At 73.5% G+C, this 11,550-nt stretch carries 9 protein-coding genes and 1 pseudogene; 4 read left to right on the top strand and 6 right to left on the bottom strand.

Going from position 1 to position 11,550, the window contains the following annotated elements; genetic code table 11:
* The first annotated feature begins 95 nt into the window (after positions 1 to 95).
* Positions 96 to 1,088, top strand: a complete 993-nt coding sequence (locus ACIQWA_RS34500; protein ID WP_360238014.1) for a DeoR/GlpR family DNA-binding transcription regulator — start codon at positions 96 to 98, stop codon at positions 1,086 to 1,088.
* Between the two features lie 86 nt (positions 1,089 to 1,174).
* Here ACIQWA_RS34500 and ACIQWA_RS34505 read toward each other — a convergent pair whose 3' ends face one another.
* The 6 genes from ACIQWA_RS34505 to ACIQWA_RS34530 form a co-directional block, all read right to left on the bottom strand.
* Entirely contained in the window at positions 1,175 to 2,950 is a 1,776-nt protein-coding gene (locus tag ACIQWA_RS34505; RefSeq protein WP_402489374.1) for an acetyl/propionyl/methylcrotonyl-CoA carboxylase subunit alpha, read from the bottom strand.
* 235 nt (positions 2,951 to 3,185) lie between these two features.
* Positions 3,186 to 3,932 carry a hypothetical protein gene (locus tag ACIQWA_RS34510; protein WP_402489376.1) on the bottom strand — a complete coding sequence of 249 codons (747 nt, stop codon included), beginning with the start codon at positions 3,930 to 3,932 and terminating at the stop codon, positions 3,186 to 3,188.
* A 73-nt stretch (positions 3,933 to 4,005) separates the two neighbouring features.
* Positions 4,006 to 4,608: a nucleoside triphosphate pyrophosphatase gene (locus ACIQWA_RS34515; RefSeq protein WP_360238008.1), complete on the bottom strand. Its 603-nt coding sequence runs from the start codon at positions 4,606 to 4,608 to the stop codon at positions 4,006 to 4,008.
* Positions 4,609 to 4,655: 47 nt separating this feature from the next.
* Positions 4,656 to 4,796 (bottom strand): morphogenic membrane protein MmpB, encoded by a 141-nt coding sequence (gene mmpB, locus ACIQWA_RS34520; protein ID WP_360238006.1) that lies wholly within the window; start codon positions 4,794 to 4,796, stop codon positions 4,656 to 4,658.
* Between the two features lie 131 nt (positions 4,797 to 4,927).
* Positions 4,928 to 5,149, bottom strand: coding sequence for an acyl-CoA carboxylase epsilon subunit (locus ACIQWA_RS34525; RefSeq protein WP_360238004.1), 222 nt, complete (start codon positions 5,147 to 5,149; stop codon positions 4,928 to 4,930).
* A gap of 29 nt (positions 5,150 to 5,178) precedes the next feature.
* Positions 5,179 to 6,789: an acyl-CoA carboxylase subunit beta gene (locus tag ACIQWA_RS34530; protein ID WP_402489381.1), complete on the bottom strand. Its 1,611-nt coding sequence runs from the start codon at positions 6,787 to 6,789 to the stop codon at positions 5,179 to 5,181.
* A gap of 241 nt (positions 6,790 to 7,030) precedes the next feature.
* On the opposite strand from ACIQWA_RS34530, the gene ACIQWA_RS34535 reads away from it, so the two are divergent.
* From ACIQWA_RS34535 to ACIQWA_RS34545, 3 genes and pseudogenes are all read left to right on the top strand, one after another.
* A complete protein-coding gene (locus ACIQWA_RS34535) occupies positions 7,031 to 7,924 on the top strand; it encodes a biotin--[acetyl-CoA-carboxylase] ligase (protein WP_402489383.1) in 894 nt (297 codons plus the stop codon).
* A 173-nt stretch (positions 7,925 to 8,097) separates the two neighbouring features.
* Positions 8,098 to 9,219, top strand: coding sequence for an adenylate/guanylate cyclase domain-containing protein (locus ACIQWA_RS34540; protein WP_360238000.1), 1,122 nt, complete (start codon positions 8,098 to 8,100; stop codon positions 9,217 to 9,219).
* A gap of 282 nt (positions 9,220 to 9,501) precedes the next feature.
* Positions 9,502 to 10,719, top strand: a pseudogene (locus tag ACIQWA_RS34545) (diguanylate cyclase domain-containing protein); the annotation flags it as partial.
* Between the last annotated feature and the right edge of the window lie 831 nt (positions 10,720 to 11,550).

An 11,550-nucleotide genomic window follows, 5' to 3' on the forward strand; every position in this document is an offset into this window, starting at 1 on the left:
TATTGTACGGTCACGCGCCGCTCTTGCGTGAGCAATTCCCGCTACCAGCTGCAAACGCCTGAAAGCAGACGGTCACGCAGGTTACCGTCGGTTCTGTGTTTGCAGCAGAACGTCGCCAGTTGATCCTCGAAATGGTGCGCGCCAACGGAGCGGTCTCGCTCCGGGAGTTGGCCCGCGTCGTCCAGACCTCCGAAGTGACCGTGCGTCGTGACGTGCGGGCGCTGGAGGCAGAAGGGCTCCTCGACCGCCGGCACGGCGGCGCGGTGCTCCCCGGCGGCTTCAGCCGCGAACCCGGCTACCCGCAGAAGACCCATCTGTCCGCGGCGGAGAAGAGCGCCATCGCGGACGCCGCCGCCGGACTGGTGGAGGAGGGCGACGCGGTGGTGGTCGGTGCCGGCACCACCACCCAGGAGCTGGCCCGCCGGCTGGCCCGGGTGCCCGGGCTGACGGTGGTCACCAACTCGCTGCTGGTCGCCCAGGCGCTGGCGCACGCCAACCGGGTCGAGGTGGTGATGACCGGCGGTACCCTCCGCGGCTCCAACTACGCCCTGGTGGGCAGCGGCGCCGAGCAGTCGTTGCAGGGGCTGAGGGTCACCAAGGCCTTCATCTCCGGCAGCGGGCTGACCGCCGAGCGGGGGCTGTCGACCGCGAACATGCTGTCCGCGAGCGTGGACCGGGCCATGGTGCTGGCGGCCGCCGAGGTCATCGTCCTCGCCGACCACACCAAGCTCGGCGCGGCCGGCATGTTCCAGACCGTCGCCACCGAGACCATCACCCGGCTGGTCACCGACGAGCAGGCCACCGCGGACGACGCCTGCGCCCGCGAACTGGACGCGCTCGCCGACTGCGGGGTGCAGATCGACCTGGCGCCGCTCGGGGCCGCGCCGAGCGGCGACGCCCCGGTGCACGGCACCGGCAGCGGCCCGGTGCACCAGACCCAGCCGGGCCCGCTGGGCCGCCGTCCCGGCCCGCCCGGCGGCGCCCCGCTGCCCGGCCAGCGCCGCCCCGGGGCGCACGGCGGCGGCCCGGTCGGCCCCGGCGGGATGCCGGTCCGGCTGGCCGAGATGGGCCTGCCGCGCGGGCGCTGAGCCCGGCTCACGGCGGCGCGGCAAACGCGACCGGTCCGCACCCCCCGAAGGGAGTACGGACCGGTCGAAGATTGACGAACCCGTCGTCAGTCCTTGATCTCGCAGAGCGCGGCGCCGCTGCTGACGCTCGCGCCGACCTCGGCCTTGAGGCCGACCACGGTGCCCGCCTTGTGGGCGTTCAGCGGCTGCTCCATCTTCATCGCCTCCAGGACCACGATCAGCTCGCCCTCGGCGACGACCTGGCCCTCCTCGACGGCGACCTTGACGATGGTGCCCTGCATCGGCGAGGCCAGGGTGTCACCGCTGACGGCCGAGCCGGCCTTCTTGGCGCCCACCCGGCGCTTGGCCTTGGCGGCACCGGTCGCACCGGCGGCCGGGGCCGCCGCGACGCCCAGCGAGGACGGCAGCGAGACCTCGATCCGCTTGCCGCCGACCTCGACGACCACGGTCTCCCGGGTCTCCGCCTCCTCGCCCTCGCCGGCACCGCCGGTGAAGGCCGGGATGGTGTTCTCGAACTCGGTCTCGATCCAGCGGGTGTAGATCGTGAACGGGCCCTCGCCGCCGTGCACCTCCGGCGCGAACGCCGGGTCGGTGACGACCGCCTGGTGGAACGGGATGGCGGTGGCCATGCCCTCGACCCTGAACTCGCTCAGCGCGCGCCGGGCCCGCTCCAGGGCCTGCTTGCGGTCGCGGCCGGAGACGATCAGCTTGGCCAGCAGCGAGTCCCAGGCCGGGCCGATGACCGAGCCGGACTCCACGCCGGAGTCCAGGCGCACGCCCGGGCCGGACGGCGGGGCGAACAGCGTCACGGTGCCGGGCGCGGGCAGGAAGTTGCGGCCCGGGTCCTCGCCGTTGATGCGGAACTCGAAGGAGTGGCCGCGCACCTCCGGGTCGCCGTAGCCGAGCTCCTCGCCGTCGGCGATCCGGAACATCTCGCGGACCAGGTCGATCCCGGTGACCTCCTCGGTGACCGGGTGCTCCACCTGCAGACGGGTGTTGACCTCCAGGAAGGAGATCGTGCCGTCCAGCGCGACCAGGAACTCGCAGGTCCCGGCGCCCTCGTAGCCGGCCTCCTTGAGGATGGCCTTGGAGGCGCGGTACAGCTCGGCGTTCTGGGCCTCGGTCAGGAACGGCGCGGGCGCCTCCTCGACCAGCTTCTGGTGCCGGCGCTGCAGCGAGCAGTCACGGGTGGAGACGACCACCACGTTGCCGTGCTTGTCCGCGAGGCACTGGGTCTCCACGTGCCGCGGGTTGTCCAGGTAGCGCTCCACGAAGCACTCGCCGCGACCGAAGGCGGCGACCGCCTCGCGCACCGCGGACTCGTACAGCTCCGGGATCTCCTCCAGGGTGCGGGCGACCTTGAGGCCGCGGCCGCCGCCGCCGAAGGCCGCCTTGATGGCGACCGGCAGGCCGTGCTCCCGGGCGAAGTCGACGACCTCGTCGGCGCCCGAGACCGGGTCCGGGGTGCCGGCCACCAGCGGGGCGCCGGCGCGCTGGGCGACGTGACGGGCGGTGACCTTGTCACCGAGGTCGCGGATGGCCTGCGGCGGCGGGCCGATCCAGGTCAGGCCCGCGTCGATGACGGCCTGGGCGAAGTCGGCGTTCTCCGACAGGAACCCGTAGCCGGGGTGGACGGCGTCCGCGCCGGAGTCCTCGGCGGCCTTGAGGACCTTGGCGATGTCCAGGTAACTGGTGCCGGGGGTGTCACCGCCCAGCGCGTAAGCCTCGTCGGCCGCGCGGACGTGCAGCGCATCCCGGTCCGGCTCGGCGTAGACGGCGACGCTGGCGATACCGGCGTCCGAGCAGGCCCTGGCGACGCGGACGGCGATTTCCCCGCGGTTGGCGATGAGCACCTTGCGCACTGTGGCTCCCTTCTTGAACCTCGATGAGTTTATGGATTCCTGGGCGGTACCGGCGAGTAGCCCCGGGTTGTGAACTATCCCACACGCTCGGTGATGGGATTCCCCGCCGCCGGGACGGGGTTGGGAACGACTGCGCAGGTCGTGGCCGGTGCGCTCGGGCGGGGGTGGTCGACGGTGGGTGACCGTGGGGCGGCGTGGCGGGTCGGTGGGATGGGACACACCTTCCGCGCCCCGCTCATGCCGCGGTGCTTCCGGCCGGTGCCGCGGCGGTCGGGCGGCGCACCGCCTCGGCCGTCACGTCGGCGACCGGCTCGACCATGTCCGGCCCGTACGCCTCCGGGTTGACCACCCGCAGGACGAGGGCGAAGGTGCCGTTCCGGCCGTGCTCGCGGGCCAGTTCGCGGTGGTGCGCGACCAGGTAGCGCACGCCCGCCTGGTTGGCCGTGCCGGTCTGGCCGGAGATCAGGAACACCGGGCGGCCGCCCTCCGGGGTGGCGATCCGGGCCAGCAGGACGTGGGTCCGGTCGGGCTCGACGGTGAACTCCCGGTCGCCGACCGTGATCACGTTGCTGCCCGGGCCCGGGCCGGAGGTGACCAGCACGCCCGGCAGGCCCCAGGCCAGGTGGGCGGCCATCCGCTCGTTGCTGACCGGACCGCCCAGGCACAGCTCGGTCTTGGCGCCCAGGCCGCGGTGCGCGGCGTCGTGGGCGACCAGTTCGGGCCGGGCGCCGCACTCCTCGACCAGCCCGGCCAGCCACATCAGGGCGTAGGCGTCCCGGCGGGTCACGGTGGTGGCGTGCGAGCCCGTCCCGATGCTGCGGGGCACCACGATCAGGCACTCGCTGCCGGCCGGGAGCCCGAAGAACTCCCGTACCCGCTCGACCTTCCGGCGCCGCCGCAGGGTCTGGGCCAGCCAGCCGATCCCGGCGCTGATGGCGCTGGCCACCAGGCCGAGCACCACGTTGAGCACGTTGTCGTTCATCGCCCGCGTTCCCTCCCCGTTCGAACGCCGGTCAGCTTAGAGGTACGGAGGTACAACCGGACGGAGCGGCTGGTCAGTTGGTCCACAGATCGGTGATGCGGACGTCCAGGTCGGCGAGCAGCCGGCGCAGCAGCGGCAGGGACAGGCCGATGACGTTGCCCGGGTCGCCGTCGATGCCGTCGACGAACGGCGCGGAGCGGCCGTCCAGGGTGAACGCCCCGGCCACGTGCAGCGGTTCGCCGGAGGCGACGTAGGCGGCCACCTCGGCGTCGTCCGGGGTGCCGAAGCGGACGGTGGTGGAGGCGGTCGCCGAGGACTGCCGGCCGGTCGCGGTGTCGATCACGCAGTGCCCGGTGCGCAGCACCCCGGCGCGGCCGCGCATGGACTGCCAGCGGGCCAGCGCCTCGGTGGCGTCGGCCGGCTTGCCGAGGGCCAGGCCGTCCAGTTCCAGGACGGAGTCGCAGCCGATCACCAGCTCGCCGTCGGTCAGTTCGGCGGCGACGGCCTTCGCCTTGGCCTCGGCCAGGACGAGGGCGAGCTCGCCGGGGGTGGCGGCGGTGATCGCGTCCTCGTCGACGCCGCTGACCACCACGCGCGGGTCGAGCCCCGCCTGGCGCAGCAGCCCGAGGCGGGCGGGGGAGGCGGAAGCGAGGACGAGGGAGCGCTGGTCGGTCATGCCCACCAGGGTAGGGGGTGGGTGGTTGAGCCGTTCCGGTGAACGACTCAGGTGAAGTACCGGCTGACCATGATCAGTACGGCACCCACCAGCACGATCGCGGCGAGCACCTTGCCGGCCCGCTGCATCCGCTCCTGCATGCGACGGGCCTCGGGCGAGGGCTCGTCCTCGGGGTCTGACCAGAGCACCCGTCCAGAGTGCGGTGCGGGTGGGCCCGGCCGCCTGAGTATCCGTACTCAGGTTTCGGGCGGAGCGGGCGGCCGGGCGGGCCGTGGAGCGGGAAGCCGGGCCGACCGGCCTCCCGCTCCGAGCGGTCGGCTCAGTGCGCCCAGCCCGAGGTCCGCCAGGCGTTGACGCCCGGGCGGACGGCGGGGCGGAGCAGCCGGGAGCGGTCGTTCCAGGGGGAGGCCGGGCCGACACCGGCCAGGCGCGCCGCCTCGGCGGCGGCCTGCGCGGCGGCGGCCCGGGCCTGGACCACCGCCAGGACGGTGGCGAGCTCCTCGGGGGTCGGCTGCCCGTGCAGCACGTGGATCGGGGACATGGCTGGTTCTCTCCCGAGAGGGGTGGTGCCTACAGGGGGATGTTGCCGTGCTTCTTGGGCGGCAGCACCTCGCGCTTGCCGCGCAGCGCCCGCAGGCCCCGGACGATGTGCCGGCGGGTCTCGCTCGGGGCGATCACCGCGTCGACGTAGCCGCGCTCGGCGGCCAGGTACGGGTTCAGCAGGGTGTCCTCGTACGAGGCGATCAGCTCGGCCCGCTTCTCCTCGACGGTGCCGGCCGCCTCGGCCTCGGCGATCTCCCGGCGGTGCAGGATGTTGACCGCGCCCTGGGCGCCCATCACCGCGATCTGTGCGGTCGGCCAGGCCAGGTTGAGGTCGGCGCCCAGGTGCTTGGAGCCCATGACGTCGTACGCGCCGCCGAAGGCCTTGCGGGTGATCACGGTGATCAGCGGGACGGTCGCCTCGGCGTAGGCGTAGATCAGCTTGGCGCCGCGGCGGATGATGCCGTCCCACTCCTGCTCGGTGCCGGGCAGGAAGCCGGGCACGTCCACGAAGGTCAGCACCGGGATGTTGAAGGAGTCGCAGGTGCGGATGAACCGCGCGGCCTTCTCGCTGGCGTTGATGTCCAGGCAGCCGGCCAGGTCCATCGGCTGGTTGCCGACGATGCCGACCGGGTGGCCCTCGACCCGGCCGAAGCCGGTGATGATGTTGCCCGCGTACAGCGGCTGGGTCTCCAGGAACTCGCCGTCGTCGACGACGTGCTCGATCACCTTGTGCATGTCGTACGGCTGGTTCGCCGAGTCCGGGACGATGGCGTCGAGTTCGAGGTCCTCGTCGGTGACCGAGAGGTCGGCCTGCTCCGGGTAGGACGGCGGGTCGCTCAGGTTGTTGGAGGGCAGGTACGACAGCAGGTTCTTGACGTACTCGATCGCCTCCTTCTCGTCCGAGGCCAGGTAGTGGGCGTTGCCGGACTTGGTGTTGTGGGTGCGGGCGCCGCCCAGCTCCTCCATGCCGACGTCCTCGCCGGTCACCGTCTTGATCACGTCCGGGCCGGTGATGAACATGTGCGAGGTCCGGTCCGCCATCACCACGAAGTCGGTGATCGCGGGGGAGTAGACCGCGCCGCCCGCGCAGGGGCCCATGATCAGCGAGATCTGCGGGATGACCCCGGAGGCGTGCACGTTGCGGCGGAAGATCTCGCCGTACAGGCCGAGCGAGACCACGCCCTCCTGGATCCGGGCGCCGCCGGAGTCGTTGATGCCGATGACCGGGCAGCCGGTCTTCAGCGCGAAGTCCATCACCTTGACGATCTTCTCACCGAAGACCTCGCCGAGCGAACCGCCGAAGACGGTGAAGTCCTGGGCGAAGACGGCGACCTGGCGGCCGTCGACGGTGCCGTAGCCGGTCACCACGCCGTCGCCGTACGGGCGGTTCTTCTCCTGGCCGAAGTTGGTCGAGCGGTGCCGGGCGAACTCGTCGAACTCGACGAAGGAGTCCTCGTCGAGCAGCTCCAACACCCGCTCCCGGGCCGTCTGCTTGCCCTTGGCGTGCTGCTTCTCCACGGCCTTGGACGAGCCGGAGTGCACCGCCTCGTCCAGCCTGCGCCGCAGGTCGGCCAGCTTCCCGGCGGTGGTGTGGGGGTCGTACGGCGCCTCGGTCATCCGGTGGCTCTCCCTGATCATGGGCCGCGACCTGTTCGATCGCGCGGGCCGGGATCGGGGGCTCGCGCACGAGGGCAGGGCGGCGCTGCGAACTACCGCTGCGTAGCGTAACCAGCGCGCAGGGCGATGCGGCACGTCCTGGCGTTATGGCCATCGACACAGTGTGTCAACGGGTGTTCTGCGGGACGATGGGGCGGACTGCGCCTCTGTGGCCGGTCCTACCGCGGGCGGGAGCTTGAGGACGGGCCCTAGGGTGGCCACCATGACCGCACCAGAGACCCCCCGCCGCAGCGGACTGCGCGGCTTCGGCCGCACCGGACCGTCCCCCTGGACCGACCTGGACCGGCCGCCGCTGGACCAGGAGGCGCTGCGCCGCGACCTGGTCGTCCCGGGCGGGCTCTGGACCTCGCTGGACGTCGTCACCGAGACCGGCTCGACCAACAGCGACCTCGCCGAGCGGGCCCGCGCCGGCGCCCCGCAGGGCGCGGTGCTGGTCGCCGAGGCGCAGAGCGCCGCGCGCGGGCGGCTGGACCGGCAGTGGACCGCCCCGGCCCGCTCCGGACTGTTCCTGTCCTTCCTGCTGCGCCCGGAGGAGGTGCCGGTCGAGCGGTACGGCTGGCTGCCGATCCTGGTCGGGGTGGCCGCCGCCAGCACCCTCGACCGGGTGGCCGGGATCGAGGTCGGGCTGAAGTGGCCCAACGACCTCCAGGTGGAGATCGACGGCGCGGAGCGCAAGCTCGGCGGCATCCTCACCGAGCTGAGCGGCGGCGCGGTGGTGGTCGGGATCGGCCTCAACGTCTCGCTGCGCACCGCCGAACTGCCCGTCCCCACCGCCGCCTCGCTCGCGCTGGCCGGGGCCTCGACCACCGACCGGTCCGTCCTGCTGCGCGCCCTGCTGCGCGAGTTCGCCGGGCTCTACCGGGAGTGGACGGCCGCCGCGGGGGACCCGCACGCCAGCGACCTGCTGCGTGCGTACGCGGACCGCTGCAGCACCCTCGGCCGGTCGGTCAAGGTGCACCTGCCGGGCGACCGCGAGCTGGTCGGCGAGGCGGTCGCGATCGACGGCGACGGCCGCCTGGTGGTCCGCACCGCGGACGGCGCACGCCGGGCGGTCGGCGCGGGGGACGTGGTCCACGTCCGCCCCGAGCCGCGCTGAACGGCAGTCTTCACCTCTCCTTGACCCGGGCGGATGCCCCGGATCACGCGATTCCGTGCGAACATTCCACCTGGCAGCGGTGTGAGGCGCGCCACTGCCCGCCCGGGTGGCGGGCGGTGCGCCCGGACAGGTAGGACACGAGGCAAGTGCGGCGACCGCACGGGGACGGACCGGTGGCAGAGGACGGCAACGGCGGGACGGCGGGCAGTCACGACCCCACGGTCGCGCTCGAACTGGAACGCCTGATCCTGGACGCACCACGCCGCTACACCCCGTACCAGGCCGCGCGTGCCGCCGACGTCCCGATGGAGCTGGCCACCCGCTTCTGGCGGGCCATGGGCTTCCCCGACATCGGCCAGTCCCGGGCGCTCACCGACGGTGACGTGATCGCGCTGCGGCGGCTGGCCGGACTGGTCGAGTCCGGGCTGCTCAGCGAGTCGATGGCGATCCAGGTGGCCCGCTCCACCGGCCAGACCACGGCCCGGCTGGCCGGCTGGCAGATGGACACCTTCCTGGAGAACCTCACCCAGGCCGTCGAGCCCGGACTCACCCGCGCCGACGTCGCGTACCCGCTGGTCGAACTGCTGCTGCCGGAGCTGGAGCAGTTCCTGGTGTACGTCTGGCGGCGCCAGCTGGCCGCCGTCACCGGCCGGGTCGTCCAGGCCGCCGAGGACCACGAGATCACCAGCGGCCGGCTCGCGGTGGGCTTCGCGGACCTGGTCGGCTTCACCCGGCTGTCCCGGCGGCTGGAGGAGGAGGAACTCGGCGAGCTGGTCGAGACCTTCGAGAACACCTGCTCCGACCTGATCGCCGGGCAGGGCGGCCGGGTGATCAAGACCCTGGGCGACGAGATCCTCTACGTCTCCGAGGACCCGGCCACCGCCGCCGAGATCGCGCTCAGCCTGATCGACGCCCTCGCCGAGGACGAGACCATCCCGGCGCTACGGGTCGGCATGGCCTTCGGGACGGTCACCCAGCGGATGGGAGACGTCTTCGGCACCACCGTGAACCTGGCCAGCCGGCTCACCTCGATCGCCCCCAAGGACGCGGTGCTGATCGACGGCGAGTTCGCCGCCGCCCTGGAGCAGAACGGCAGCGTCGCCGCCGCCGACTCGGAGGGGCCGGGCCTGGCCGAGGCGCTGTCGGTGGCGGCCGGGATGCCCGCCTCGGGGCTGCCGGTGCCGGGGCCGGACACGGGGGCGCGGTTCCACCTCCAGCCGATGTGGCGGCGGCCGGTGCGGGGGCTGGGGCTGGTGGAGCCTTGGCTGCTGTCGCGGCGGATGAAGGCGGAGTAGGCGGAGTAGGCGGAGTAGCCGGAGCGGTCGGAACGGCTGGACTGGTCCGACTGGTGGGAGCGGGCTGGTCGGGGCGGGTGGTGGGGCCTGCTGGGGGTGATCCGGGTGGCCGAACGGTTGAAGGTCGTACGGTCCGCTGCGGGTTCATCCGGGCAAACGGGGCATAACCGAACGAAATCGCCATAGTCTTGGTGCAAGCGGCCAAGGGGTGCGGCCGACCGGTGGGGGTCCGGTAGGACCGAGCACAGGGAGCGAGGCGAGCCGGTGAGCGGTGAGGCGACCATGACGGACCGCGGCTGCGAGGGCCCGCACCGCGCCGACCCGCTGCCCGACCTGCGGCTCCAGTCGGTGGTCGAACTCGCCCAGGACATGGCCGGGGCGCTCACCCCGCTGGAGGCCGTCCGGGCCGCCGCCGCCCGGGCCACCGAGGCGCTCGGCGCCACCATGGCCGCCGTCTCGGTCTGGGACCGCGAGTCCGGCCGCCTCCGGGTGCTGGTCAACCACGGCGAGCTCGCCCCCGGTGAGGAGGAGCTGCCGCAGGACGAGTCCTACCCGGTCGCGGACTTCCCGGAGATCGTCACCTACCTGGAGGAACGCTGGACCACCGGGCGGCTGCCCCGCGCCTGGCTGCAGACCGCCGAGAACGACGCGCCGCACGCCGGGCACGCCCACCCGACCGCCGGCGCGTACTGCCAGGAGCGCGCCGCCGCGCTGCGCCGGCGCGGCCGGGCCTGCTGCGTGGTCGCGCCGATCGTGCTGCACGGGCAGGCCTGGGGCGAGCTCTACCTCGCCCGGTCCGTCGGCCTGCCGGTCTTCACCGAAGCCGACGCCGACTACGCGACCCTGCTCGCCGCCCAGATCTCGGCCGGCCTCGCCCAGACCGAACGCCTCGCCGACCTGCGCAGACTCGCCTTCTCCGACCCGCTCACCGGCCTCGCCAACCGGCGGGCCGTCGACGCCCGGCTGGAGAGCGCGCTGGAGGCCCACAACCGGGACAACACCGTGGTCTCGCTGGTGGTCTGCGACGTCAACGGGCTCAAGCGGGTCAACGACCAGCTCGGCCACGAGATGGGCGACCGGCTGCTGGAACGCTTCGCCCACCAGCTCTCGCTGGCCGCCGCCAAACTGCCCGGCAGCCTGGCCGCCCGGCTCGGCGGGGACGAGTTCTGCCTGCTCGCCGAAGGACAGAAGGCCGACGAGGTGGTCGCCGTCGCCGAGGAGCTCTGCGCCCGGGCCCTCGCCCTCGCCGAGGGTGAGGGGGTCGCCTGCGGTGTCGCCTCCACCGGGGACTCCATCGGACCGGTCACTACCCCCGACCGGCTCTTCCGACTCGCCGACGCCGCCCAGTACCGGGCCAAGGCCGCCCGCGCCGCCCACCCCGTCGTCGCCGGACGCAGCCACGGCCCCGGTTTCTCGCCCGACCCCACCGTGCTGCTCGCCGACGCCGCCGATCCCCACCACCGCGCCGACGGACGCCGCGGGCCCGGCGGCCGGGCCGGCACCGCCGACCGGCGGCGGTTCCGCGGGGCCGCCCACAGCGCCGACCCCGGGCAGCTGCTCACCGCCGTCCTCTCCGCCCTCGACCAGGCCGCGGACGCCCGGGCCGTCCACCCGGCCGACACCCTCGGCAAGCTGGTCGTCGTCGCCGAGACCTCCGCCCGGCTGCTCGACGCGGTCGGCTGGTGGGTCTCGTACGTGCCGCCCGGCTCCCAGCTGATGCGCACCGCCCAGCACGCCGTCTACCGGATGACCAGCGGGCCCAGCAGCACCCGGGCCGAGACCCAGCGGGCCCAGATCGAGGCGCCGGACGCGGTGTTCGACCTGCGGCACTACCCGATGACGCGGCGGGCCGTCCGTGGCGGGGCGTTCGCGCTCCGCGCGGGGGCGGCGGGGAACGACCCGGCGGAGGAGGCGATGCTCGTGGTCTCCGGGTACCGGGGGATGGTCGCGGCGGGTGGGCAGAATGCGGCGGGGGGGTGGTTGGTGGAGCTCTTCGCGGATGATGCGACGTTGCCGTTGGGGCAGGTGGCTGGTGCGTTGAGGGCTTTGGTGGCGGTGGGGGTGGGGGGAGCTGCGTCGGTGCCGGGGGGCTGATGCGGTGGGGGGCCGCTGCGCGGGGCTGGGGGGTTTGGGGGGCTTTCGGGAGGGTGGGTTGGTCCGGGGGCGGTTCCGGGGGTGGGCGCTCCGGGGGCTGGGTGATTTTCCGACCGCCGACTCTGTGGGTGGGGGGTTGGGGGCCGTTGGCGGTCTGAAAATCACCCGTCACGCCCCTCTCCGCACCCACCCCCTCCACCGCCCCCTCCCGCAGCGCGTCCCTCTCGCCTGGGTCGG

It is taken from the genome of Kitasatospora sp. NPDC098652 (genome assembly GCF_044760155.1).
Classification (GTDB): Bacteria; Actinomycetota; Actinomycetes; order Streptomycetales; family Streptomycetaceae; genus Kitasatospora.

Excerpts from the sequence above, each read along its gene's own strand:
- ACIQWA_RS34535 (WP_402489383.1), top strand. The coding sequence starts at position 7,031 with ATGACCGCACCAGAGACCCCCCGCCGCAGCGGACTGCGCGGCTTCGGC.
- ACIQWA_RS34530 (WP_402489381.1), bottom strand. The coding sequence starts at position 6,789 with ATGATCAGGGAGAGCCACCGGATGACCGAGGCGCCGTACGACCCCCAC.
- ACIQWA_RS34525 (WP_360238004.1), bottom strand. The coding sequence starts at position 5,149 with ATGTCCCCGATCCACGTGCTGCACGGGCAGCCGACCCCCGAGGAGCTC.
- ACIQWA_RS34510 (WP_402489376.1), bottom strand. The coding sequence starts at position 3,932 with ATGAACGACAACGTGCTCAACGTGGTGCTCGGCCTGGTGGCCAGCGCC.
- ACIQWA_RS34515 (WP_360238008.1), bottom strand. The coding sequence starts at position 4,608 with ATGACCGACCAGCGCTCCCTCGTCCTCGCTTCCGCCTCCCCCGCCCGC.